22 protein-coding genes and 1 pseudogene are annotated in these 25630 nt (G+C 62.9%); 7 read left to right on the top strand and 16 right to left on the bottom strand.

Translation table 11 applies throughout. The annotated features are described in order from the left end of the window. The first annotated feature begins 34 nt into the window (after window positions 1–34). Both kynU and kynA read left to right on the top strand, forming a co-directional pair. Window positions 35–1228, top strand: a complete 1194-nt coding sequence (gene kynU, locus V1283_RS24225) for a kynureninase (RefSeq protein WP_334389011.1) — start codon at window positions 35–37, stop codon at window positions 1226–1228. After that, window positions 1225–2064: a tryptophan 2,3-dioxygenase gene (gene kynA, locus V1283_RS24230; RefSeq protein WP_334389012.1), complete on the top strand. Its 840-nt coding sequence runs from the start codon at window positions 1225–1227 to the stop codon at window positions 2062–2064. The genes kynU and kynA overlap by 4 nt, the downstream gene beginning before the upstream one ends. A 22-nt stretch (window positions 2065–2086) precedes the next feature. Here kynA and V1283_RS24235 read toward each other — a convergent pair whose 3' ends face one another. The 4 genes from V1283_RS24235 to V1283_RS24250 all read right to left on the bottom strand — a co-directional run bounded on the left by V1283_RS24235 (window position 2087) and on the right by V1283_RS24250 (window position 6463). Next, complete coding sequence (locus tag V1283_RS24235) at window positions 2087–2545, bottom strand: RidA family protein (RefSeq protein WP_334389013.1); 459 nt, start codon at window positions 2543–2545, stop codon at window positions 2087–2089. Between the two features lie 25 nt (window positions 2546–2570). Beyond that, window positions 2571–4259 (bottom strand): benzoate-CoA ligase family protein, encoded by a 1689-nt coding sequence (locus V1283_RS24240; protein ID WP_334389014.1) that lies wholly within the window; start codon window positions 4257–4259, stop codon window positions 2571–2573. Between the two features lie 185 nt (window positions 4260–4444). Beyond that, window positions 4445–5935: a flavin-containing monooxygenase gene (locus V1283_RS24245; RefSeq protein ID WP_334389015.1), complete on the bottom strand. Its 1491-nt coding sequence runs from the start codon at window positions 5933–5935 to the stop codon at window positions 4445–4447. Between the two features lie 78 nt (window positions 5936–6013). Continuing rightward, complete coding sequence (locus V1283_RS24250) at window positions 6014–6463, bottom strand: cupin domain-containing protein (RefSeq protein WP_334389017.1); 450 nt, start codon at window positions 6461–6463, stop codon at window positions 6014–6016. A 253-nt stretch (window positions 6464–6716) separates the two neighbouring features. On the opposite strand from V1283_RS24250, the gene V1283_RS24255 reads away from it, so the two are divergent. Next, the gene (locus V1283_RS24255; protein WP_334389018.1) at window positions 6717–7736 is read left to right on the top strand and encodes an AraC family transcriptional regulator; all 1020 of its coding nucleotides are present in this window, start codon (window positions 6717–6719) and stop codon (window positions 7734–7736) included. A 33-nt stretch (window positions 7737–7769) separates the two neighbouring features. Here the strand turns inward: V1283_RS24255 and V1283_RS24260 are convergent, their stop codons facing one another. Next, complete coding sequence (locus V1283_RS24260; RefSeq protein WP_334389019.1) at window positions 7770–8264, bottom strand: MarR family winged helix-turn-helix transcriptional regulator; 495 nt, start codon at window positions 8262–8264, stop codon at window positions 7770–7772. Window positions 8265–8490: 226 nt separating this feature from the next. On the opposite strand from V1283_RS24260, the gene V1283_RS24265 reads away from it, so the two are divergent. Both V1283_RS24265 and V1283_RS24270 read left to right on the top strand, forming a co-directional pair. Beyond that, on the top strand, window positions 8491–9666 hold the full coding sequence (locus tag V1283_RS24265) for an ABC transporter substrate-binding protein (protein ID WP_334389020.1): 1176 nt from the start codon (window positions 8491–8493) through the stop codon (window positions 9664–9666). A 20-nt stretch (window positions 9667–9686) separates the two neighbouring features. Next, window positions 9687–10142, top strand: a complete 456-nt coding sequence (locus V1283_RS24270) for a cupin domain-containing protein (RefSeq protein ID WP_334389021.1) — start codon at window positions 9687–9689, stop codon at window positions 10140–10142. A gap of 102 nt (window positions 10143–10244) precedes the next feature. Here the strand turns inward: V1283_RS24270 and V1283_RS24275 are convergent, their stop codons facing one another. The 5 genes from V1283_RS24275 to V1283_RS24295 form a co-directional block, all read right to left on the bottom strand. After that, the gene (locus V1283_RS24275) at window positions 10245–11495 is read right to left on the bottom strand and encodes a flavin-dependent oxidoreductase (protein WP_334389024.1); all 1251 of its coding nucleotides are present in this window, start codon (window positions 11493–11495) and stop codon (window positions 10245–10247) included. Between the two features lie 208 nt (window positions 11496–11703). After that, window positions 11704–14052, bottom strand: coding sequence for a bifunctional salicylyl-CoA 5-hydroxylase/oxidoreductase (locus tag V1283_RS24280; protein WP_334389025.1), 2349 nt, complete (start codon window positions 14050–14052; stop codon window positions 11704–11706). A 180-nt stretch (window positions 14053–14232) separates the two neighbouring features. Then, complete coding sequence (locus V1283_RS24285; RefSeq protein ID WP_334389026.1) at window positions 14233–15069, bottom strand: enoyl-CoA hydratase family protein; 837 nt, start codon at window positions 15067–15069, stop codon at window positions 14233–14235. A 154-nt stretch (window positions 15070–15223) separates the two neighbouring features. After that, window positions 15224–15985 (bottom strand): SDR family NAD(P)-dependent oxidoreductase, encoded by a 762-nt coding sequence (locus V1283_RS24290; protein ID WP_334389027.1) that lies wholly within the window; start codon window positions 15983–15985, stop codon window positions 15224–15226. A gap of 794 nt (window positions 15986–16779) precedes the next feature. After that, on the bottom strand, window positions 16780–18255 hold the full coding sequence (locus V1283_RS24295; RefSeq protein WP_334389028.1) for a 1-acyl-sn-glycerol-3-phosphate acyltransferase: 1476 nt from the start codon (window positions 18253–18255) through the stop codon (window positions 16780–16782). A gap of 380 nt (window positions 18256–18635) precedes the next feature. Here V1283_RS24295 and V1283_RS24300 point away from each other — a divergent pair, with 380 nt between their 5' ends. Then, on the top strand, window positions 18636–19064 hold the full coding sequence (locus tag V1283_RS24300; protein ID WP_334389029.1) for a universal stress protein: 429 nt from the start codon (window positions 18636–18638) through the stop codon (window positions 19062–19064). A 296-nt stretch (window positions 19065–19360) separates the two neighbouring features. On the opposite strand, the gene V1283_RS24305 is transcribed toward V1283_RS24300, so the two are convergent. From V1283_RS24305 to V1283_RS24330, 6 genes and pseudogenes are all read right to left on the bottom strand, one after another. Further along, window positions 19361–19807 (bottom strand): ester cyclase, encoded by a 447-nt coding sequence (locus tag V1283_RS24305; protein WP_442895777.1) that lies wholly within the window; start codon window positions 19805–19807, stop codon window positions 19361–19363. Between the two features lie 177 nt (window positions 19808–19984). Continuing rightward, on the bottom strand, window positions 19985–20374 hold the full coding sequence (locus V1283_RS24310; protein ID WP_334389030.1) for an MAPEG family protein: 390 nt from the start codon (window positions 20372–20374) through the stop codon (window positions 19985–19987). Between the two features lie 106 nt (window positions 20375–20480). Next, window positions 20481–20639, bottom strand: a pseudogene (locus V1283_RS24315) (alpha/beta hydrolase); the annotation flags it as partial. A 74-nt stretch (window positions 20640–20713) separates the two neighbouring features. Beyond that, on the bottom strand, window positions 20714–22033 hold the full coding sequence (locus tag V1283_RS24320) for a dicarboxylate/amino acid:cation symporter (protein ID WP_334389031.1): 1320 nt from the start codon (window positions 22031–22033) through the stop codon (window positions 20714–20716). A gap of 127 nt (window positions 22034–22160) precedes the next feature. After that, complete coding sequence (locus tag V1283_RS24325) at window positions 22161–23093, bottom strand: alpha/beta hydrolase (RefSeq protein WP_334389032.1); 933 nt, start codon at window positions 23091–23093, stop codon at window positions 22161–22163. 80 nt (window positions 23094–23173) lie between these two features. Beyond that, complete coding sequence (locus V1283_RS24330; RefSeq protein ID WP_334389033.1) at window positions 23174–24361, bottom strand: CaiB/BaiF CoA transferase family protein; 1188 nt, start codon at window positions 24359–24361, stop codon at window positions 23174–23176. A 108-nt stretch (window positions 24362–24469) separates the two neighbouring features. On the opposite strand from V1283_RS24330, the gene V1283_RS24335 reads away from it, so the two are divergent. Then, a complete protein-coding gene (locus V1283_RS24335) occupies window positions 24470–25399 on the top strand; it encodes a dihydrodipicolinate synthase family protein (protein ID WP_334389034.1) in 930 nt (309 codons plus the stop codon). The last annotated feature ends 231 nt before the right edge of the window (window positions 25400–25630 follow it).

Below are 25630 nucleotides of genomic sequence, written 5' to 3' on the forward strand. Positions count from 1 at the left end.
AATAATTCCGCGGGGGCGCGAGCCAGGGAAAGACATGACCGATTTCACGCGAACAAAATCCCTGTTCGCCATCCCGGATGGCCTGATCTATCTGGACGGCAATTCGCTCGGTCCCCTGCCCGTTGCAGCCGCCGATCGCGTCGGCCGCATGATAGCGGAGGAATGGGGCAAGCACCTCATCAAGGGCTGGAACGTCGCCGGGTGGATGACGCAGCCGCGGCGTATCGGCGACCGCATCGGCCGGTTGATCGGTGCTGCCGAAGGGACGGTGGTGGTGGGCGATACGCTGTCCATCAAGGTCTATCAGGCGCTGGCCTCTGCGCTCGAACTCAATCCGTCGCGGCGCGTAATCTTGTCGGACAGCGGCAACTTTCCTTCCGATCTCTACATCGCCAGCGGTCTGCTCGAATCGCTCGACCGCGGCCACGAGTTGAAGGTCGTGGCCCCCGAACACGTCGAAGCGGCCATCGACGAGACGATCGCGGTGCTGATGCTGACCGAGGTCGACTACCGCACCGGCCGGCTGCACGACATGACCACGCTGACGCGCAGGGCGCATGCCGCCGGCGCGTTGACGGTCTGGGATCTGGCGCATTCCGCGGGCGCGATTCCGGTCGAGTTGGAAGGTGTCGAAGCCGATTTCGCAGTTGGCTGCACCTACAAATATCTCAATGCCGGTCCTGGCGCGCCAGCCTTCATCTATGTAGCGCCGAAGCACGCCGATACGGCGCGGCCGGCGCTTTCCGGTTGGATGGGTCATCAGGCGCCCTTTGCCTTTGACCTCGACTATCGGGCCGGGCCGGGCATTGAGCGAATGCGGGTCGGTACGCCCCCGATCATTGCGATGGCCGCGCTCGACGCCGCCCTCGACGTCTGGGATGGCATCAGCATGACCGACGTGCGCCATGCATCGATCGCGCTCGCCGACCTGTTCATCCACGAAGTCGAAGGACGTTGTCCCGAGCTGACACTGGCTTCGCCGCGGGACGGAAAGCGGCGCGGCAGCCAGGTTTCGTTTCGTCACCCGGACGGCTACGCGATCATGCAGGCGCTGATCGCGCGCGACGTGATCGGCGACTTCCGCGCGCCGGACCTGATGCGCTTCGGCTTTACGCCGCTCTACATCGGAGAAGCCGAGGTTCGCGCGGCGGTCGAAATCATCGCCGACGTCTTGACCAATCGCCGCTGGGATACCGAGGACTACCGCAAAAAGGCGCTCGTGACATGACCGGCAAGCCCGACGATCCCTCGCGTGAGGGAGCCCAGATGTCGTTCGAAGGTCGCATGTCCTACAGCGATTATCTGCATCTGGAACGCGTGCTGGACGCGCAAAAGCCGCTCTCGGACGCGCATGACGAACTGCTGTTCATCATCCAGCACCAGACTTCCGAACTCTGGATGAAGCTGGCCATCCACGAAATCCGTTCCGCCATCAAGGCGATCCGCCACGACCAGTTGCAACCCGCCTTCAAGATGCTGTCGCGTATCGCCCGGATATTCGAGCAGCTCAATACCGCCTGGGACGTGTTGCGGACGATGACACCCAGCGAATACACCGAGTTTCGCGATCAGCTCGGGCAGTCCTCGGGTTTCCAGTCATACCAGTACCGCGCCATCGAATTCCTGGCCGGCAATCGCAATTTGGCGCTGCTTGCCCCGCACGCCCACCGCGCCGACATCATGGCAAAGCTCGAGGAAATTCTCGCTGAGCCGGGCCTCTATGACGAGGCGCTGCTGCTCTTGGCGCGCAATGGTTTTGACATCGGCGAAGACGCACGCCGAACCGACTGGCGCGTCAAGCGCACGCCAAACGACGAGGTTTTGGCGGCCTGGAAGACCGTCTATGCGTCGCCGGCGAAACACTGGATGCTCTACGAGTTCGCGGAAAAGCTGGTCGATTTCGAAGACTATTTCCGCCGCTGGCGCTTCAACCACGTCACGACGGTCGAGCGCATCATCGGCCTGAAGCGCGGAACCGGCGGCACGTCGGGCGTCTCCTACTTGCGCAAGATGCTCGAGGTCGAACTTTTTCCGGAACTCTGGAAGCTGAGAACAGAGCTCTAGGACGACACCCGACAAGCGGGTTTCAGCGCGGCACCACCGCCGTCGCCTCGATCTCGACGCGGGCTTCCTTCTCGACCAGACGCACCACCTGCACCAGCGCCATCGCCGGATAATGCGCGCCAAAAATCTCGCGATAGACGCGGCCTAGCTCTTTCAGGCTCGCGAGATATTCCTCGATGTCGACGACATACCAGGTCAGGCGCACGAGATGCTGAGGTCCAGCGCCGCCCTCGGCGAGGATATCGGCAATGTTGCTCAGCGTCTGACGGACCTGCGCGACGAAATCGGTTGCGAGGTAACCTTGCGTATCCCAACCGATCACGCCGCCGGTCACGACAAGCCGGCCATCGGCGGCCATGCCGTTGGCGTAGCCCTTCGGCATCGGCCAGCCGCTCGGCTGCAGCACTTGCGGACCGGAGGGCGGGGTATCGGTCTTGGGATTAGGCACCACACTCAATGTGGGGCCTTTAGGGGCGGTCACCGGCTTTTCTCCATCAGGTTAGACGTTATTCCGCGGCGACGCTTGGTGACGCCGAGCCGGCCGATGCCATCTGCCTCAGCGCAAAGCGCCTCAGCTTGCCGGTTTCGGTCTTCGGCAGTTGCGTAATATACTCGATCGCACGCGGATATTTATACGGCGCAATTGTCTGCTTGACATGATCCTGCAACGCCTGCGTCAGCGCAGCGTCGCCCAAGGCCCCACCCGCCAGAACCACGTAAGCCTTGACGATCATGCCGCGCGCCTCGTCGGGAGCACCGACCACGCCGCATTCGGCTACCGCAGGGTGGGACAGCAACGCGGTTTCGACCTCGGGACCTGCGATGTTGTAGCCGGAGGAGACGATCATGTCGTCCGAACGGGCGACAAAGGACAGCCGTCCGTTTGCGTCGCGGACGAAGGAATCGCCCGTCAGGTTCCAGCCGTCGCGCACATAGTTCGATTGCCTCTCGTCGGCGAGATAGCGGCAGCCCGTCGGTCCGCGCACCGCAAGCTTTCCGACGGTACCATCAGGCAATTCGTTCATGTTGTCGTCGACGATTTTTGCCTCATAGCCGGAAACCGGTTGCCCTGTCGTCCCGGCTACGGCGTCACCGACGCGGTTGGTGATGAAGATGTGCAGCAGCTCCGTCGAGCCGATGCCGTCGAGAATGGTCTTGCCGGTTCTGCGGGTCCAGCTTTCGAACACCGGCGCGGGCAAGGTTTCGCCGGCCGAGACCGCGATCCGCAGCGACGACAGATCGGCACCCTTGTCCATCGCTGCCATCATCGCGCGATACGCGGTTGGCGAGGTGAAGCAAATCGTCGCCTTGTGGGTCTCGATGATCTTGACCATCTCGGGCGGCGCCGCGTTTTCCAACAGCGTTGCGGTCGCGCCGAACCGCAACGGGAAGATCGCCAGTCCCCCGAGCCCGAACGTAAAGGCCAGCGGTGGCGAGCCGACGAAAACATCGTCCTCGGTCACGTTGAGGACTTCCCTGGCATAGCCGTCCGCAACGATCATGAGGTCGCGATGGAAATGCATTGTCGCCTTGGGTTCGCCGGTGGTGCCCGAGGTAAATCCAAGCAGCGCGACGTCATCGCGTCCCGTCTTCACGGCTTCGAACTTTACCGGCTTGTTCAACGCCACCCGGTCGAGCTCGGCATCATGGTTCGACGTGCCGTCGAAATTCACCACCTGCTTGAGAAAGCGGCTGGTCTTCGCGCACGCGACCAGCTCATCGGCAATGCGGCTGTCGGTCAGCGCCAGCGCAATCTCGGCCTTGTCGACGATCTTGCCCAGCTCGCCGGCGCGCAGCATCGGCATGGTGTTGACGACGACAGCGCCCGCTTTGGTGGCTGCGAGCCAGGCCGCGACCAGTGCCGGATTGTTGCCGGAACGGATCAGGACGCGATTGCCGGGCTTGACGCCGTAGTTCTCCACCAGCGCATGCGCGAGGCGGTTGGACCAGTCAGCCAGTTCCTTGTAGGTGCGCTGGCGGCCGTTGCCGATCAGCGCGATCCGGTCGCCACAGCCTTTTTCGACGATACGGTCGGTCAGCTCGACCGCGGCATTCAGATATTCCGGGTATTGAAACTCGGGCTGATCGAGCAGCAGGTCCGGCCATTGCTCGGATGGCGGCAGATTTCGCCGCGCGAAGTCATCGATATGGCCCGACGGGCCAAGAGACCGACCAAGGGTCCGGCTGGGTGACATCTTCATCTCCCCTCGCTTCCATCAATGAAAGGCTCGAGTTCAATATCGAGGACGCCCGGCAACGCCATCTCGCAAATCATTTTAGGCTTAAAACAATTTTTCGCAAGTGTGGAATCATGGGTGGAATCACCCCTTCCCCGCCGCCGGGATCAGCCTGACGGCGGCAGCGCCAAGGGAACCCGTCCTCAGGCTGCACGGTAGGCCGGCGCCGAGGCCAGGAAGCGGCCATAGGCAGCGGCATCGGGCGGGGTAAATTTCTCGACCAACGGGTTGGCCCGGCGTCCGGACACGCCGATATCCGACATCAACTCGTCAAAGTGCTTGAAGTGATAGGGCGCCACGCACAGCCCGCCATAGACGCCGGCCGCCGGCCGCTCGACACGCTTGAAATGCAGCATCATCTCGATGTTGTCCCGCATCTCGTTGGTCGTCGGCTGACGGGCGAGCTGGCCATCGGCGTAACGCACCAGCCAGTTGGCGGCGAGGTCGGCGCACAGCACCGTGCAGAAGCTGGAATTGAAACCGACGAACCCCATCTCCGGCAGGTCTGGATTGGCGATCAGCCGATACAGTCGGTACTGCCCGTCGGGATCGACGAGTTTTTCAAGGTACGCCTGCGGCAAGAACGGCACGCCTAGTTTGTAGCCGATCGCGAGCACGGCGACGTCGGCCTGTACGCGCTGTCCGCCGGTCATCACAATGGAATTGCCATCGTAGCGATCAAAGCTGCCTCTGACGGCCTTGATGCGGCCGTCGGCGACCATCGGAAAGAATCCTGGCGTGGCGATCGGCACCGCGCAGTTGACGCCATCCTCGATCCGCTCTTTCGGCACCATGTCGCATTTGCCGAGCTTGAGCTGAACTTTCAGCAGGCTCTCCAGCCCGCGCCAGTTGGCCCAGACCAACGGCTTTGCAACCGCATGCGCGAACCGCGACATCGCGCCGATGCCCCAGCTCCGGAACATCTCCTCCTGGGCGCGGATGTAGAGAATGCGTTTAAAATTGACCAGGCCGCCGATGAAATAGGGAATCCGCCATACCGGCTCGCGGTACACCAGCGTGACTTCGGCCGCGCCGGAATTCACCGCATTGACCGCGATATCTGTCGCCGACTTCGAACCGCCGAGCACGACGATCTTCCGGCCTTTGGCGATGACAGGATCGTTGTACTCCGAGGAGTGCAGGATGCGCCCGCCCTGCGCCTTGAAAGATTCTTCGCCGGGCAGGCTGAGGGTCTGAGGCTCGTTGAACTGCCCGGTGCAGACAGCGACAAAATCGAAATCCTCGTGACTGATACCGCCATCCGGCCCGCGCAGCTCGAGCCGCCAGCCGGGGGCGGAATCGAGCCGCCGATCCATCAGCGCCACGGCCGTGTTGAAGCGGATCGCGCCGAGGAGATTATTGTCCTTGGCATACTCGGTCAGATAGGCGTGGACCTGCGGCCCTTTCGGCCATTCCGGATAGGAATCCGGCATCGCTTTGTCGGTGTAGCGATAGAGATCCTTCGGGCTTTGCGTTTGCACCTCGGGATAGGACCGCGCCGGCTCCCAGACCCCGCCGAGATCGCCGCTGCGCTCGACAATCGTGATCTGATGTCCGCGCGCGGCGAAGGCTTTTGCCGCCGCGAGCCCCGATACGCCGGCGCCGATGATGCAAACATGTTTCTGCGTGACCATGACAAGTCTCCAGCAAGGATGGGCTCACGGGAGCGGCGCGTTGCTATTCCGTACGCCGCCCCTTCGCGTTCTTTCGAACTATTCGTTGGCCTCGGGCGGCAGGAAATTCACTTCATGCTGCGCCGAGATCCGAACCACCTCCGCGGGATCGGTCAAATTGTGGAGCTGGTTGAACAGCGCTTCGAGCTTTTGTATCGGCGACACCCAGAACAGCGCGCGCGCCGGCTTGTCGGATTTGTTGAAATAGCCATGCGGAATGCCGCGCGGCAGGCGAACCAGATCGCCGGCCTTGGCCTGCACCCAGACGCCGTCGAGCTTGAGGTCCAGTACGCCTTCCTGCACCAGGATGAACTCATCCTGCGTTGGATGAATGTGCACAGGCACGAACTGGCCGGGTTCGCTGTTGGTCTCAAATGCAAAGGTGGAATCGGTCACGGCCTTGGGGAAGTAGACCTGACCGAGAATATTCCAGCTCTTGCCGTCGTAACCGGTGCCGTTGGCGGTGATGCCTTTTTCGAGCGCTGCCATGTCGCCATCTCCTCTGTCGCAGTTGGTATGATTGCGAGGTCCGAATAGTTCGCGCAGGCTGGATCGAGCCGGAACGGCGGTCTAGCCGGAAAACGAATCCGCCGCGCCCACCGCGAAAATTTTTGGATTGCTGCGATGCGGAATGACGGGGGAGAGCATGCCTTTCGATCAGGCACCAACGACCACCAAATCGCCTTTCCAACCACGGCGTCCGCAGATATTATAGGCTTCAAATAATGCGGAGGGCCGGGCCATGGCGACGGACACCAGCATTGTCGGGCATGACCCTGCCGTCCGGCTGGCGGCGTTCAACCGCGTTTCGACCGCCAGCGTCGACGCTGCCGCCGACGCGATCGGGCGGATATTTTGCCCGCACGAACTGAAGCCCACCGCGAGATCATCGCCCGACTTTTTTGCACTGCATAACAGCGCGGTCTTTGGCGGCTTCTCCGTCAACTATGTCGCCTATGGCGGGTCGGTGTCGATCGACCCCGGCTGTCTCGAGCGCTTCTTCCTGTTGCAAATCCCCGTGCACGGTTCGTCGCGGATCCAAACCGCCTCGCGCGACATCGCAGCCGCTCCCGGCACCGGCGCTTCGCTGTTATCGCCGACGATTCCCACACGAATGACCTGGCAGGACAATTGCGCCCAGCTCATTCTACTGGTCGATCGCCGCCTGTTGGAGCAACGGGCTGCGGCGCTGTCGGGCCGGCCGGCGGGCGCGGTCGAGTTCGAGCCTGCGGTCGATCTCACTTCTGCGGGCGGCCAAGCGCTTCAGTCGCAGATTTTGCAACTCGTCGATCTCGCCGAACGCCTCGGACCGCAACGGCCGCTTTCGCCGATGGCGGCGGCGAATGCACGCGAGACGCTGTTGGGTGCCTTGCTCCACGGCCAGCACCACAGCGCCAGCGATGCGATCGACCGATTTGGCGGCCGGGCCGAAGCGCTGCCGCAATCGTTGCGGCGGGCGCACGAATTCCTCAATGCGCATGCAGACGAGCCGCTCGACCTTGAGCAGCTTGCCGCGGCCGCAGGCACGGGCATCCGCGCGCTGCAGCTCGGCTTCCAGCGGCATTTCGGAACCTCGATCTCGGAGATGCTGCGTGGCATCCGGCTCGCGCATCTCAATGTCAGATTGGCCACCGCCTCCCCTGACGAAAGCATCACCGATATCGCATTCGAGCTTGGATTTACCCATCTCAGCCGGATGGCGAGCGCCTATCGCGCCAAATTCGGCGAGACGCCGTCGGCGACCCTGCGCGGGATGAACTAGCGCCCGGCAAGTTGCTTCAGCCGCAGCGTCGCCTCAGCCCGTCCGATTCTTCGCGGATTTTTGTGCCGACGCCTTGGTCTTGGCCAGCAGGCGCATCAGTTCGCGGACGTCCTTCGGCGTCAGGTCGCCGAAGACGTCGGCAATCCATAATTCGTGCTCCGCGGCCATCTTGCGGAATTCGGCGCGCCCCGCCTTGGTCAGGCGGATCACCTGCACGCGGCGATCGGCGTCCGACGTGCGGCGATCGAGATGTCCGGATTCGACGAGGCGCTCGACCAGTCCGGTGACGTTGCCGTTCGACACCATCATCCGCTTGGAGACATCTGATAGCGTCATGCCCTCCGGCACCTTGTCGAGCTGGGCCATCAGGTCGAACCGCGGTAGCGTGACGTCGAAGCGCTCGCGCAACCGGCTGCGCACCTCGCCCTCGATCAGGGTCGTGCAGGTCAGCAGGCGAAGCCACAGCCTGAGTTCATCGCCATGATGTTCCGGGAGTTCGACGGCCTTGGTCTCTGAATCGAGGATCATGATGCAAATATTGTCCGGCTTGGGCGTTCGGTGATCCGAACAGAGCGCAGCTTACGATCATTGCCCAGATTTCTTTAGGTTTCAAGTAATTGGCGCATGGCTTGCATGGTAGCTTGCATGGACGCGTTGTGCTTGCAGGTGCCGTCACGGTCAGAATAAGCTGCAATCCGAGCATTTTGTGTGGCGTTAAGTTTTTCGGCGGCAGAGGCCGAATGGAGGAATAATCATGAAGCAGTCGTTGACGCTGACCGGACTTGCGGTTGTGCTGGGTGTTGCCGCCACTCCGGCCGCAGCGCAGGAGAAGATCAAGATCGGCGTGATCACGACCTTGTCCGGCCCGGCGGCCGTCCTCGGCCAGCAATCGCGCGACGGCCTGCAACTCGGAATCAAGGACCTCGGCGGCAAGATGGCCGGCAAGGACGTCGAGGTCATTGTCGTCGACGACGAACTCAAGCCCGATGGCGCCGTGACCAAGGCGAAGGGCCTGCTCGAACGCGAGAAGGTCGATTTCGTGGTCGGACCGATCTTCTCCAACATCCTGCAGGCGATTCACCGGCCGGTGACCGAGAACAAGACGTTCCTGATCAGCCCGAACGCGGGGCCATCGAGCTATGCCGGCAAGGAGTGCAGCCCGTTCTTCTACGTAACCTCCTATCAGAACGATCAGGTTCACGAGATCCTCGGCAAGGTCGCGCAGGATCGCGGTTACAAGCGCATGTATGTGCTGGTACCGAACTATCAGGCCGGCAAGGATTCGGCGGCCGGATTCAAGCTCGACTACAAGGGGGAGATAGCAGAGGAAAGCTACACGCCGCTCGGCACGCTGGATTTCCAGGTCGAGCTGACCAAGATTTCCTCTTCCAAGGTCGATGCGCTGTTCACCTTCATGCCGGGCGGCATGGGCGTCGGCCTCGTCAAGCAGTACCGGCAGGCCGGCCTTGCCGACAAAATCCCGGTGCTGTCGGCATTCACCGTCGATGAATCCACCCTGCCCGCGCAGCAAGACGCCGCCGTCGGCATGTTCGGCGGCGCCAACTGGGCGCCGGACATGGACAATCCCCAGAGCAAGAAGTTTGTCGCGGCTTACGAAGCTGCCTACAACAGCGTGCCCGGCACCTACGCCATGCAGGGCTATGACACGGCCATGCTGATCGACAGCGCGGTGAAGGCGGTCAAGGGCGACCTCAAGAACAAGGAAGCCGTCTCGGCCGCGATCCGGAAGGCTGAGTTCACCTCGCTGCGCGGCGATTTCAAGTTCAACGTCAACGGCTATCCGATCCAGAATTTCTACCTGACCAAGGTTGCCAAGCGTCCAGACGGGAAATTCCAGACCGAGATCGTCGAGAAGGTGTTTTCGAATTACGGCGACCGCTACGCCAAGGATTGCGCGCCGGCCAAATAAGCATCAGGAGGGAGCATACAATGAAGACCGAAATCGCCGGCATCACCCGCGCCAATGAAGGCATCCAGGGAATTTCCTGGAGCATCCTCGGCCAGACCTATGTGCCGAAGAGCGTGAGCGAGCATTCCTTCTCATGGCATGCGACGTTTCCGCCCGAGACCTTCGTGCCACCGCACATCCATCCCGACCAGGACGAATACCTCTACATCCTGGAGGGCCAGCTCGATTTCTTCCTCGACGGCGCCGAGACACAGGCCACGCCGGGCGATCTGGTGCGGCTGCCGATGGGCAAGCCGCACGGCATCTTCAACAAATCCGGCCGTACTGCAAAGACGCTGTTCTGGGTGTCGCCGACGCGGCGGCTCTACGACCTGTTCTGGGCGATCCACAACATGAAGGAGCAAACGCCGGACGCGGTGGTGGCGCTGGCGGCGGAGCACAACATCCATTTCCTGCCCCCGCCTCCGGGGGCGTGACGGCGCCCGTAGCCCGGATGGAGCGCAGCGAAATCCGGGGCCTTCGGAATGCGGCTACCACCGTCCCGGATTGCGCTTCGCTCCATCCGGGCTACGGGACCTTCACCGCACCGCCGCCAACCCGAGCGGCGGTGGCGCAAAGCCGGCCTTGGAGGCATAGCCGCGCACGATCGCCTCGCGCTGGGCGTGGCTCAGCACCTTCTCGATATCAGTGAAACCATCCGGCGCGAGTTGCTCGACCGCGTCGATCACGCCCTCGGGGCCGCCGCGGCGGTTCGAGCGCACGACCTCCGCCGTCATCGGCAGCCGCTTCTTCTCATAGGCCACCAGCGCCTGACGTGGATGCTCAGCTCGCGCCAGTTCATCGGCCAGCGTGCGCGCGTCGAGGATCGCCTGCGACGCGCCGTTCGATCCGACCGGATACATCGGATGCGCTGCGTCGCCGAGCAGCGTCACCCGCCCCCAGGTCCAGTACGGCAGCGGATCGCGGTCGCAGCACGGATACTCGTAAAATTCCGGCGTCGCCGAGATCAGGCTGCGCACATCGACATGAGGCACCGAGAACCGCTCGACATGCGGCATCAGCTCCTCGCGCTTGCCGGGCCGCGACCAGTCCTCGCGGCGCGGCGGCGGCGCGTTGCCGTCGCCGATCCTCACCATCACCGCCCAGTTGGTCAGCCGGCTCGTGGGGCTCGATCCTTCCGCAATCGGATAGATCACCACCTTGGCATTCAGCCCGCCGGCCACGATCATCGAGCGCCCGGTCAGGAACGCCGGCCAGTCGCGTGCGCCGCGCCACAGCATCAACCCGTTCCAGCACGGCGGCCCCTCGTCCGGAAACAGCATCTCGCGCACGTGCGAGTGAATGCCGTCGGCGCCGATCAAGATGTCGCCGCGCGCGGTTTTGACATGGGCTCCGGTGCGATCGAAAAAATGCGCGACCACGCCGCCCTCATGCTGCGCGAATGCGCCGAGACGGCAGCCGGTGTGGATCGCCTCAGGCCCGAGCCGCTCCTCGACGGCGCGATGGATCACGCTTTGCAGGCGGCCGCGATGAACAGAGAATTGCGGCACGTCGTGGCCGGCATCGAGGCCGCGCGGCTCGCGCCAGACTTCCTGGCCGTGGCGGTTGAGATAATATAATTGATCGGTGCGAACGGCGGCGGCATCCAGCCGGTCCAGCAGGCCGAGGCCGGTCAATTCCCTGATGGCATGTGGCAGCGTGTTGATGCCGACGCCGAGTTCACGGATGGTGTCGGACTGTTCGAACAATTCGCAGTCGATGCCGCGTGCGCGCAACATCAGCGCGGTGGTGAGGCCTCCGATGCCGCCTCCGACGATGATTGCCTTCATGCGCTACTCCAACTCTCTTCTTCAACCTCGCCCCGCTTGCGGGGAGAGGTCGATCGCCCTTGCGATCCGGGTGAGGGGGTACCGGACTCACCACGTTACAGTTCGCGGAGAGAGCCCCTCACCCCTGCCCTCCAAGAGCGAGCTTCGCCCGTCTCGACCCCGCGAAGGGCGGGGAGAGGGAGGTGACGGAGAGAGCCTGCCATTCACCCTATTCGGCCGCAAGTGGCTTTGTCGCCTCCGCTTTGAGCTCGGCCCGGGTTTTCGGCTTACCCTTAATTTTGAGGTCTTCGAAATCCTGCCGGTCGCGCACGCTATTGCGGAAGATTTGTTCCTTGCCGGGCAGATATTGTGGCGGGCAGGCAATGTCCGCGCCGTACCAGGCCGCGGCTCGCATCGTGAACGACGGATCGACGAGATGCGGCCGGGCGAGCGCGACAAGGTCGGCGCGACCGGCGGCGAGGATGGTGTTGATCTGATCCGCAGTCGTGATGTTGCCGACGCACATGGTTGCGATCCGGGCTTCGTTCCGAACCTGATCGGAGAATGGCGTCTGGAACATGCGGCCGTAGATCGGCTGCGCGTCGCGCACGGTCTGCCCCGTCGAAACATCGACCAGATCGACGCCGGCTTCGCCAAACGCACGCGCGACCGCGACCGCGTCGTCGCCGGTGATGCCGCCCGCGGCCCAGTCGGTGGCGGAGATACGAACCGACATCGGCTTGTGCGCCGGCCATGCCGCGCGCATCGCCTCGAACACTTCCACCGGATAGCGCAGCCGGTTGGCGAGCGTGCCGCCATATGCGTCGGTGCGCTGGTTGGTCAGCGGCGAAATGAAACTCGCCAGCAGATAGCCGTGGGCGCAGTGCAGCTCCAGCATATCGAAGCCGCAGGCCTCGCCGCGCAACGCCGCCGCGACGAATTCCTGCTTGACACGGTCCATCGCGGCGCGATCCATCTCGCGCGGCACCTGGCTGTCGGGGAAGTAAGGCAATGGCGACGCCGAGATCGTGTCCCAGCCGCCCTGCTCCAGCGGCCGGTCCATGCCCTCCCACATCAATTTGGTCGCGCCCTTGCGGCCGGCGTGTCCAAGCTGCAGGCAGATCTTTGCCGCCGAATTGGCGTGGACGAAGTCGACGATGCGCGTCCATGCCGCCTGCTGTTCGTCGTTCCATAATCCAGTGCAGCCCGGCGTGATGCGGGCGTCGCGGCCGACGCAGGTCATCTCCGTGAAGATCAACCCGGCGCCGCCGATCGCGCGCGAGCCGTAATGCACCAGATGGAAATCGCCGGGCACGCCCTCCTTTGCGGAGTACATGCACATCGGCGACACCACGGCGCGGTTCGCAACTTCCATCTCGCGCAGCCTGAGCGGCTGGAACATCGGCGCCGCGGGCTTGTCGATATCGACGTCGAAGCCTTTTGAACGAACCTGCTTCGCAAAGGCCGTGTCGACCTCGCGGACGAACTTCGGCGCGCGCAGCGTCAAATTATCGTAGGTGATCGCCTTGGCGCGGGTCATGACGCCGAACGCAAACTGCACGGGATCGAAATCCCAGAAGCGGTCGACATGTTCGAACCAGACCAGCGATACGTCGGCGGCGTGCTGGGTCTTCTCAACCTCCTCGCGCCGGCCGTGCTCGTAGGTCTGCAAGGCGGCGTCGACGGTCGGCGCCTGCGCCATCGCGTCGGCCAACGCAATCGCGTCTTCCATCGCGAGCTTGGTGCCGGAACCGATCGAGAAATGCGCGGTCGCCTTGGCATCTCCAAGCAGCACCATGTTGTCCTTGACCCAACGCTGGCTGCGGATCATCGGGAAATTGCGCCACATCGAGCGGTTGATCATCAAGGGGTGGCCATCGAGGAACCAGTCGAAAATCTCGGCCATCCGATCGGCGGATTGCTGTTCGCTCAGGCCTTCGAGCCCGGCGCGCTGGAAGGTTTCGGCATCGGTCTCGAAAATCCAGGTCGAGCGTCCCGCCTCGTACTGATAGGCATGCGCGATGAACGGCCCCCACTCCGTCTCCTGGAAGATGAAGGTGAAGGCGTCGAGCGGCCTGGTCGAGCCCATCCAGGCGAATTTGTTGGAGCGCAGGTCGATCTGCGGCTGGAAGTGGTCGATGTGCTTGTCGCGGAAGCGGCTGTTGATGCCGTCGGCGAGTACGATCAGACCGGCATCGGCAAATCGCGCTTCGTCGTCGATGTCGGTCTCGAACAGCAGCGTCACGCCGAGTTCGCGGGCGCGCTCCTGCAGGATCAACAGCAGCGTCCGGCGCGAGCAGCCGCAAAAACCGTTGCCGCCGACGCGGTGCACGGTGCCGCGGAAATGCACGGCGATGTCGTCCCAATAGGCGAATTCCTGGGTGATGCGGCGGTAGCTCGGCGGATCGTACTTCTCGAAATTGTCGAGCGTGGCGTCCGAGAACACCACGCCGAAGCCAAAGGTGTCGTCGGCGCGGTTGCGCTCATAGACCGTGATCTCGGCCTGGGGCCGTTGTTTTTTCAGGAGGATCGCGGCGTAGAGACCGGCCGGTCCGCCGCCGATAATCGCGATCTTCATCTACCGCCTCCGAAACAGGCTGTCGGGCTAGCTCGGAATTACTTTAAGCATAAAACAATTTTGGGGCAAGGGGGTTGGCCGTAGCCCGGGTGGGGTTCGTAGCCCGCATGAGCGAAGCGATATGCGGGGACAGCGGTCCCGGGTATCGCTGCGCTCACCCGGGCTACGGTCCTGAGGGCCTCAGTTCCCCTCAAACACCGGGGTCCGCTTGTTCGAAAACGCCTCGAACGCACGGCCGAAATCTTCCGTGGTCATGCAGAGGGCCTGGGCCACCGCTTCGGCCTCGATCGCCTCCTCCACCGACATCGCCCATTCCATCGCCAGCATACGCTTGGTCATGGTGTTGGCGAAGGTCGGGCCTTCGGAAATCTGCTTGGCCATGAGCTGCGCCTGCGGCAGTACCGCATCCGGCGTGACGATACGGCTGAAGAAGCCCCACTTCTCGCCCTCCTCTGCCGTCATGAAGCGGCCGGTGTAGAGCAGTTCCGAGGCCCGCGACTGGCCGATGATGCGCGGCAGGATCGCGCACGCGCCCATGTCGCAGCCGGCGAGGCCTACCTTGTTGAACAGGAACGCGACCTTGGCGCCGGTGGCGGCCAGACGCAGGTCGGAAGCCATCGCGACGATCGCGCCCGCGCCGGCGCAGATGCCTTCGACGGCGGCCACGATCGGCTGCGGGCACCCCCGCATCGCCTTCACCAGATCGCCGGTCATCCGCGTAAAGGCGGTCAATCCCTTGGTATCCATCTGAATCAAGGGACCGATGATCTCGAACACATCGCCGCCGGACGAGAAATTTCCGCCCGCGCCGGTCACGACGATGGTCTTGACCTCGTCATCCATCGCACAGGCGCGGAAGAAATCGGTGAGCTCGCGGTAGCTTTCGAAGGTCAGCGGATTCTTTCGCTCGGGACGATTGAGCGTCACCGTGGCGACGCGATCGACGACGGCCAGCAAAAAGTGCTTCGGCGAATAGTCGGCCAGCGGCAGCGTGACGGGATTGGCGGGCTTACTCATGGGATCTCCCTTGTGTCGATTGTCATTGCCTGTGACAAACGCGAAGCGTTTGCACACGGGAGCGACGCGACGAAGCAATCCATACTTCCTTCGCCGCAAGATGGATTGCTTCGCTTCGCTCGCAATGACGGCTTCAAATTGGTTCTCTCACTCTTCAGACTTCGCCGCCAGCTACCGCGATGGCTTGACCCGTGACGGCGCCGGCGCCCTCGCCGCAGAGCCAGAGCACGGCATCGGCCACTTCCGAGGGCGCCACAAGGCGTCCCTGCGGATTGTGCTTTGACAGTTCCGCGATGGCCTGCTCGCGGCTGCGGCCGGTCTTCTTGATGATGTTGTCGATCGAGCCTTCCAGCAGGTCGGTTTCGGTGAAGCCGGGACAAACGGCGTTGACGGTGACGCCGCTCTTCGCCGTCTCCAGCGCCAGCGAACGTACGAGGCCGATGACCGCATGCTTCGCCGCGCTGTAGGCTGAGACATAAGCGTAGCCCTTGAGACCGGCGGTGGACGCGACGGCGACGATCCGCCCGTGGCGGCGCTCGATCATGCCAGGCAATACCGCCTGCGTGGCATGGACCACGCCCATGAAATTGACGTCCATCATCCGCTGGAACAGCGCCGCATCGGAACGGCCGAACGGCGACGATTCCGCAGCGCCCGCATTGGCAATGAGGATGTCAATCGGTTGCCGCGCGGCGGCTTCCGCAACGGCCGATTTGACCGAAGCCTGATCGGCGACGTCGGCCACCGCGGCGAACTGCGCCGCGCCGGAGGCCACGGCTTCGTCGAGCGTTGCGCGGTTGCGACCGAGCACCGTTACCGTCGCGCCCGCTTTCGACAGCGCCGCCGATATCGCCAGTCCAATGCCCCGCCCGCCACCGGTGACGAGCGCATGGGAGGAACGCGACAATGAGGACATCGGTCAAGCCTCCAGGATGAGGGTTCAGCATATATTTTAAACTTCAAGCTTTTGCAAGGAAGCGGCCGTTGCTTCGCCACTACACGCGACTGTCATCGCCCGCGAAGAAGGCGGGGGATCCAGTACGCCGCGGCTTTTCGGTTCAATCACTGGCGTCTCTGGAATACTGGATCCCCCGCCTTCGCGGGGGACGACAACTGAACGTGGGGTGACGATCTCGCGGCGCTGATCGCCCGAGGCTTGCAATTCGTTTGCCCTCCTCGAAATAGAGGGCGCAGGGAAGACCGGGTGCTTGCTGCACCCGCGGTCTCGCGTGCGATTTGCGCAAACAAAACTGCACACGAGCATACAGGGCAGCGGGAGCATTCCGGCCTTCCCTGCGCAATGGCTTTACGGCTTACTTCGTGCTCTTCCCGGAGAACGGCTCTTTTGCCTCCGTCGCCCGCGCTTCCTATCGCAAGCTTAGCGCCAGCACCGCAGCGCCCGAACCACACGACTTCACCGTACGCTTAAGGCGCGTACGTCTATCGCGCCATTCGCGTCCATCGCATCTCACCGCGCGTTCGTGACGATGGCCGACGCCCCTCATCTGCCGTGAGACAGGCGGAGTTATGCGACTGATTTGGGTGAGAACGAAAGCGGAATATTTTTTGATTCCGGACTTGACACGATTTCTGAAAATCCGAAGTGATTTGCCGCGGTGCGCAGGGTGGGCAAAGCGAAAGCGTGCCCATCATCGAGCCGCACGACTGGCGATAGATGGTGCGCACGTCGCTGTCACTCCTTTGCCCACCCTACGGAGGAGCAACTCTCTCCGTCCACCGCGCAGCGACATCGCCGCCGATATCCGTATCCCTGTCCTTGAGCAGATGGACGATCGCGTTCGCGTAGTACTGCAACAGCACGAGTTCTTTCGGGTTGGCGCGATAGGTGTCGTCGGTCTCGATCACGAGATGGCGCAACGTCAGCATGCGCAAACCGACGGAGATTGCGTAGTCGCGGTCGGCGCGCGGGATGTGAACATAGCTTCCGAGCCGCTCGAGGTCGCCGATCAGACTTGAAACCCGGCCCTTGATTTCGAACAACGTCAGCGGCTGGTCACCTGCCTCCAGCATGGCGGTCGAGACCAGCGAGACCGGCAGCGCCGGCACCACGCGGCCGACGGCCTCCATCAACTCGTTGCCGAGCCTTTCGACCTCGATGCGGCGCGGCTCCGGCGCGAGAACGCGAAAATCGATCCTCCTTGCCTCGACATAGTTTCGCAGCGACACCGGCACGCCAAAACTCACGCAGGTGTACCCGAAGCGATGCCACTGGCCGCGCAATGCCATCCAGAGATGGCGGAAGAAATGGCGCGCAAAGGTCGCCGCATTGAAACCGAATACCGGCTTCTTTCCCGGCTCGACATTGGCCACCGAAGTCAACATGCGGTCTTCCAGCACGCGGTCGTAGTTGACGGCGACCGGGATGAACACCACGTCGCGCGGGCCGAGCGGATCGAAGCCCGCCACCATGTAACTCAACAGCCCGAATTTCGGCGGACGCAGCTTGCCGTCGCGGCTGAGCCCGCCTTCCGGGAAAATCGCCTGCGTGACACCCGCTGCGGTCGCCATGTGAACATAGCGCGAAAGTACCTTGCGATAGAGCGCCTCGCCGGAATCGCGCGCGATGAAATAGGCGCCCATCGAGCGGATCAGGTTGCTGAGGCCCCAGACCTTGGCCCATTCGCCGACGGCGTAGCTCAGCGCCGACGAGGTAGCGGCGACATAGGTCACCAGCACGTAATCCATGTTGGAGCGATGATTGATGACGAAGATCACCGACGAGGCGGGATCGACGGCGGCCAAGGCCTCGTCGTTGCGGACACCGATCCGCACCCGGTACAGCATATGGGAAACGGCCCGCGCGATCCTCGTGCCGACATGAAAATAGGCATAGGCGCTGAACGCCGGAACGATCTCGCGGGCGTAGCGCCCCACCTTTTCCATCGCGACTTCGTACGGCACGCCGGTTTCGGTCGAATATTCCTCGGCCGCCCGCAGCACTTCCGGGTCGAACACCAGCCGGTCGGTCAGCACCTGCCGCTTGGTCAGCTTGAAGGGCTGAATGCGAAGCTTGAGCTTGGTGTTGAGTTCCTCGATGGCACGATTGGCGCGCCGACGCAGCGCCCAGCGTACGCTCGGAATGAGGATGCGATCCAGCGCCGCCAGGATCGCAAGGATCGCCATCAGCACGACGACCCAGAGCGGCAAGCTTACCTGCGACCCCATGCAAAACCCCGATCCTGCCTCGCCCGCGATGCGCGTCATCGCTCGGCGTCATCACGATACGGTCTGGAACTCCACCGTGACAAGCATCTCCAGCATGCTGGCCGGCGTATTCCCGGCGATCGGCCGGTCTGTTCGCAACCGCGATATCGACGGCGTTCGTTCGAACCGGGGTGCGTGCCCATAAACCCGGTTGGCATGACGCATCGAAACTGGTGTCCGCATTGCTCCTAAAGCGGCGCAATTACGGTGGCCAATTACGGACATCGGGGTCGCGGGACGATGGGCCGATAGATTGATCTATCTCAAGATTGTATCCGAAACGCGGGCCTAGCCTGCATTCGGAAGGCAGCGATACGTCCAGACAAGCGGGAGGCAAAGCCATGTACCGGCATATTCTCATTCCGACAGATGGATCGGAGCTAGCGGAGCGTGGAGTGAAGCATGGGTTGGCGCTGGCGAAATCCCTTGGAGCCAAGGTATCCGTAATCTTCGTTGTGGAACCGTTTTCAGAAATGACCGGGCGGTTCCAGGAGGCAGTCGCAACATATGCCGAGCTACGCAAGGAACAGGCCACGAGCGCGTTGGATCGCGCGGCAAATGCGGCCAAGGAGGTTGGTATTTCCTGCAAGACGACTCAAGTGGAGAACGGGCAACCCCATCAAGCCATCATCGCAGCAGCCGAGGACAAAGGCTGCGATCTCATCGTCATGTCATCGCATGGGCGCAGCGGACTTTCCATGCTTCTGATCGGCAGTGTGACAAACAAGGTGCTGACGCACGCGAAAACCCCGGTACTGGTTTGTCAGTGAATGTGCGGACGGCTCGATGGGTCAAATAGACGCGCCGGGAGATGGAGGGAATGTCCGGTTGGGATCATCAGCGGATCTGACGACCCGGCTGCGGGATGTCCGCTTTACCCCCGGAAATTGACGTCAAAGGCCGCTAGTTCAATGTCCGTTTCGGGCCCAGTAGGCGACATCGTCGACACACGATGGTCAATCGGACAATCGAACAGTCCTTTACAGGAACAAGGTGCTGGTGGCCTCGGTTGTCGCAGCGCATCCCGGACGACGACTGCCGTCCGGGATGCCCGCTGCGCCGATCACTACGCTGCCTTCAGAATTCCGAGCTGCTGGAGCGCAGTCGCGCCGTCATCAAGGCCAACCTCCTCCGCGATTCGACCGCCCGTCACGCGCAGCACCGTCGTACCGGTAAAGCGCATCTTGCGGCCTGAACGCGCCGGAAGGGCCCCGACGAGAAAATCGTCGAAGGCCGGGCCTGTGTGCGTCCCGCCACCTTCCCAGCGACCGACAACATAGTCGCCCTCGGCGATCAGGTCCGCGGTGCCCCAGAAGTTCAGATCCGGGAAGGCGTCGCGGAACGCGACCATGAACGCCCTGACATCGTCCCGGCCGCGGCGCGGCGCGTGCAGCGAATACTGCAGAAGCATATCCGGGGCAGCCAATTCATCGACGATCTCAGGGTTCCAGGGATTGCCCCAAAACTCCTTGAACCAGCGACCGACGATCTCCTTGTTGTTCTCTGTCGACATCACGTTGCTCCTCATCTGTGTGTTTCCTGGCCTGCAAGATAGGAGCACCCGAGTTATGCGACCACCCGATTTCCGGATTGAAGATGCGGCCGCTTTTTTTCGGCCTTGCATGAACGATGATTAGGCGGAAATCCCGAAGCGCGCGCAGGCCTGCTGCCGACACACGCGTCCCATCGTTCAAATCAGCGACACGAGGACCAGAACAATCCCACCGGTCGCGATGTTCCAGACAAGAGAGCGCACCAAAAACACGCCTGCAGCGTAGAAGGCCACATAAGCGACACGAGCCCAGAAATAGAGCTGCGCACCCCATTCGGTCATCCAACCGTGCCTGCCGGCGAAGTGGGCCGTGAGTACGGCCGCAGCGAACAGCGGAAACGTCTCGAGGAAATTTTGCAGCGCTCGCTCCAGGCGGCCCGCGACGCCCGTCAAGGCCGGCACGGCGCTATCCCGAGCACTCGCGGTCCACAAATATCCGCGTTGCAGGCTTGCGGCATGGGAGGCCATCACAATTTGCACCAACCCCAGGACGATGCTGAGGGCGACCATTTTGAGTTCGAGTGTCATTGCTGCTTCCGTTATGGAGTTTGGGAGTTGAGCACAGGCATCATTGCGAAATTCAAATTTAGCCATTCGTGATCATAACCGACCAGTACGCCGCACAGGACACGTCCTAGCCCGGCATGAAGGCATCGAACGCGGCCCAGAGCTGCGCGCGATAGCGGTCGTCTTCCTGGAGGATTTCGTGCTTCGCGCCTGCGATCAGGCGATGCGATCCCGCGGGCAAATGCCGGGCAAACGCCGCGATGGCAGGGGTCGATACGATGGCGTCGTCGCCCCGCCACGTCGATTTTCCGGCGATCGGCCGGTCAACTCGCAACCGCGATATCGACTTCGGGCGGCACCCTAGCCTGCCGTGACGTCCACCAATTCGGCCCCATCGAGCACGCGCCGGGCCTTGTCGCGGTCCAGGTCGCCTTCCCAGGCCGCGATGACCACGGTCGCGGTGCAGTTTCCGATCAGGTTACCGAGCGCACGGGCCATGCCGATGAACCAATCGACCGACAACACCAGCACGAGGCCGATGGCCGGAATACTCGGCACGGCATTCAGCGTCGCCGCCAGGATCACGATGGCGGAACCCGGCACGCCGTGCGCGCCCTTGGAAGTGATCAGCGAGACGCCAAGCACCAACAGGAGATCGCCGAGCGACAATGGTGTATTGGTCGCCTGCGCGATGAAGACGACTGCGAGCGTCAGATATATCGAGAAGGCGTCGAGGTTGAAGGAATAGCCGGTGGGAATAACGAGGCCGACGACCGATTTCTTGACGCCGAGCGCTTCGAGCTTGCGCATGATCTGCGGCAGCACCGCGTCGGACGAGGCGGTGGCGAGCACGATGGTCAATTCCTCGCGCAGATAGGCGAGGAATTTGAGAATGTTGAGCCCGGCCAGCGCCATCACGCCACCGAGCACGGCGAACACGAAGATGGCGAGCGAGACGTAGAACAGGGCGACCAGCGACACCAATTGCTTGAGCGAACCGACGCCGTATTTGCCGACCGTATAGGCCACCGCGCCGAGCACGCCCAGTGGGGCAACGCGCACGATCAGGCCCATGACGCGGAACAGCACGGTCGAAACCGCGTCGATGAGTGCGTTGATCTTCTCGCTCTTTTCGCCACCGACCAGCGCCAGACCGGTGCCGAACAGGATTGCAAAGAACAATACCTGCAGCACGTCGTTGCGCGACAGCGCGTCGAACGAGGTGGACGGAATGATGTTCAGCAGGAAGCTGCCGATTCCGCCGCCCTGCAGCTTGTGCGCGTTGTCGGAATAGGTATTGAGCGCCTTGGCATCCAGCGTCGACGGATCGATGTTCATGCCGTGGCCGGGGCCGAACAGGTAGGCGAGTACCAAGCCGACCACGAGGGCTATCGTGGTCATCACTTCGAAATAGATCAGCGCCTTGACGCCCACACGTCCGACCTTTTTCAGGTCGCCGGCGCCGGCAATGCCATGCACAACGACGCAAAACACGATCGGCGCCACGATCATCGAAATCAGCTTCAGGAACGCGTCGCTGAAGATCTTGAGCCCGACGGCAAACTCCGGAGCGGCCATTCCAATCACGACCCCGAGCAACAACGCGGCCAGGACCTGCACGAATAGGGATTGATAGATCGGTTTCCGCGCGCTGTCTGCCGTTGCAGTGATTGTTGTCATGATGGCTTTTCCTTTCCGCTCAGCATATTGATGAGCAAAATCCATGCCAAAAACAGCAAACTTCCCGCTTGAACCGAAGCGGGCATCGCCAAAATCCGTGGGTGCTTGGGATTCGTGAGTCCGCGCTTCAGCCCGGCATGAAGGCATCGAATGCGGCCCAGAGCTGCGCGCGATAGCGGTCGTCTTCCTGCAGGACTTCGTGCTTGGCGCCGGCGATCAGGCGATGCGATCCCGCGGGCAGATGCCGGGCAAATGCCGCAATGGCAGGGGTCGATACGATGGTGTCGTCGCCGGCCGCGAGCATCAGGACGGGCTGATGAATTCCGCGGGCAAATTCGGGCGAGCGAAACTCGGCCATGACGGCAAAGGCCGCGTCGAGCCACGCCACCGTCGGTGACGCAATCCCGAGCGTTGGATCGGCTCCCAGTATAGCCGCGTTGCGGGCATAGCGGCGCGGGTCCGAGGTCAGGGGATTGCCGGGAAAGTCGGTTGACTTGATCAGGTCGATGTTGCCGCCTGGAATAAACCGCTCGCCCATTCCGGCGGCGCGCAGCAGGCGCATCAGGCCGCGCATCGGCAGCGACGCGCGCAGACGCGGCAGGTCCATCATCGGCGCGCAGAGCACGAAACGTTGGAACAATTCGGTGCCGGCACGCGCGGCGCGCAGCATGACCGCGCCGCCCATCGAATGCGCCAGTGCAAAATAGGGCGGCGGACAATCCGGCAGCACCACCTGCTTGACGAAGGCCGCCACGTCGATCTCGTACTCCGAAAAACTCTGGACATGGCCCTTGAATGGATTGCGCAGTTGGCGCGAGGAATGCCCTTGTCCCCGCCAGTCGATGACAGCCACCGCATAGCCGCGCTTGCGCAGATCCCGCACCGTTTCGAAATATTTCTCGATGTACTCGCCGCGCCCGGCGAAGACGCAGACGGTCCCCCTGCTTTTGGCCGGCGCCGTCCAGCGCGCAAAGCGCAACGTGGCGCCATCCGGCGTCCCGATCGTTCCGGCAAACGCGCCCTCTGGAACGGGATTGGCCGGTATCGACAGCAGCGTCATGAAGCTGATGTCCCGGCCGCGGCTTGGCGACGGACGGCCTGACGGCAACGAACAAGGCGCCGGGTCATCGGCCGCTGCATCTAGATGATTCCGTTGTTGCGAAGCGCGGCGATCGCAGCCGCGTCATAGCCGATATCGGCCAGCACGCGATCGGTATGCTCGCCGAGTGTCGGCGGGCGCGACACGATTTCGCCTGGGGTCTCCGACAGCCGCACTGCCGCGCGTACCGTTGGCGCAGGCTTCGGCAGGCCCGGATAATCGACGTCCTGCACGAAGCCGGTGGCGCGGATATGCGGGTGCTCCAGTGCCTGTTGCGGACTGAGCACCGGTCCGGCCGGAATCATCGCTTTGCCGAGTGTATCGACCGCTTCCTGCGTGGTGCGTTCGGCGCACCAGCGCGCCATTCGCTCGCTGATGACGGGGCCGTTGTCGCCGCGCTTGAGATCGTCGGCGAAACGCGGATCGTTCAGCCACTGATCCTCCTCGCCCATCAATCTGGCCCAGCGGATGAACAGCGGGTGCCCGGTGACCTGGCATAGCACCCAGCCGTCCTTGGTGCGGTAGATATCGGCGGGCGCCGCGGTCTGGCCGAGATTGCCGGTCGGGACGCGATTGGCTGAGATCACCGCCTGCTCGATCAGGGTTGCGTTGGTGAAAGAGAGTGCGGTTGCCAGCAGCGCGCCCTCGACGATCTGCCCGCGCCCGGATTTGCCGCGCTCGATCAGGGCGGCGAGCGTGCCGAACGCGCAATGCAGCGCGGTGCCGAAATCGACCCAGTTCACCGCGGCGCGGTACGGCGGATCGCCCTTGCCCGTCATGTACACCGCGCCCGACATCACCTGCCCGACGCCGTCAAAGCCGACGCGATCGGACCACGGCCCCGGGCCGCCGAATGCGGTAGCTGTCGTCAGGATAATGTCCGGCTTGATCGCCTTCAGCGATTCATAATCGAGCTTCATCGCGCGCAGCGTCTGCGGCGGCAGGTTGGCGACGACGACGTCAGCGGTCGCGACCAGCCGGCGCATCACCTCCTGCCCTTCGTCCTTCATCGGATCGAGCGTGATGCACTTCTTGTTGCGGTTGACCTGCAGGAACAGCGCACCCTCGCCGCCTTCGCCGACGGGCGCGACGAAACGATCCTCGCTGCCGTCGCGTTTCTCCACGCGAATGACTTCCGCACCGAATTCCGCCAGCAGCGTCGCGCAATAAGGCCCCGCGATATAACGCCCGAAATCGAGGACGCGAACGCCCTCCAGAACTCCCCCCATCGATCTTTCCTTGTCCGGCTGCTCGATTGTTTCGAGCCATTCTGCCATGTTGATGAATGAATTGGACAACCATACAATAACTGATCCTGCATCAATGGAACATCCAGAATGACCCCGACTGCACAACGGCCCTATCGCGGCGTTTTCCCCGTCGCTCCGACCATTTTCGACGATCGCGGGGAGCTCGATCTGGCGGGCCAACGGCGCTGTATCGATTTCATGATCGACGCCGGCTCCAACGGCCTCTGCATTCTGGCGAACTTCTCCGAGCAGTTCGTCCTGACCGATGCCGAGCGCGAACAGGTGATGCATGCGGTGCTGGAGCACGTCGCCGGCCGGGTGCCCGTGATCGTAACCACCACGCATTTCGGGTCGCGCATCTGCGCCGAACGCAGCCGTCAGGCCCAGGACGCAGGCGCGGCCATGGTGATGATCATGCCGCCCTATCACGGCGCCACTTTCCGCGTGCCGGAAAAGGCCATCTTCGACTTTTATCGCACCGTGTCCGACGCCATCGACATCCCCGTCATGATCCAGGATGCACCGGTTGCCGGGACACCGCTTTCGGTCAACTTCCTGGCGCGCATGGCGCGGGAAATTCGCAACATCAGCTATTTCAAGATCGAGGTGCCGATGGCGGCAGCGAAGCTGCGCGACCTCATCGCAGCCGGCGGCGACAGCATCGAAGGCCCGTGGGATGGCGAGGAGGCCATCACGCTGATGGCCGATCTCGATGCCGGCGCGACCGGCGCCATGACGGGCGGCGGCTACCCGGATGGCATCCGGCAGATCATCGATCCCTATCTCGCGGGGCGCCGGGCGGAAGCGATGGCGGCCTATGCGCGCTGGCTGCCGCTGATCAATTACGAGAACCGCCAGTGCGGCTTGCAGGCCGCCAAGATCCTGATGCAGGAAGGCGGCGTGATCGGCTCGGAAGCGGTTCGTCACCCCCTGCAAAAGGTTCACCCGGCGGCGCGCGCGGGCCTTATCGAAATCGCCCGCCAGCTCGATCCCGTGGTGCTGCGCTGGGGCCGGTAAACATTTCCCGGGAAATCCAGCAAAGCTAGCTGCGGTCCCGGCTGGAAGGAGCTTCTTTCCCGGCCACGGGCTCGATGTAGGTGCTGTGCAACGAGGTTGCCGACCTGAAGCCGTCGAACATGACGCGGACCGTGCTGCGATAGCGGCCCGTGCCAATGACGACCCCTTCCCTGCGGGCGAGATTTGGGCATCGCGCCGCGCCGAGCGCGCTCATCCTGATGCGGGTCGATG

Origin of the sequence: Bradyrhizobium sp. AZCC 2262 (assembly GCF_036924535.1) — a bacterium.
Lineage (GTDB): Bacteria > Pseudomonadota > Alphaproteobacteria > Rhizobiales > Xanthobacteraceae > Bradyrhizobium.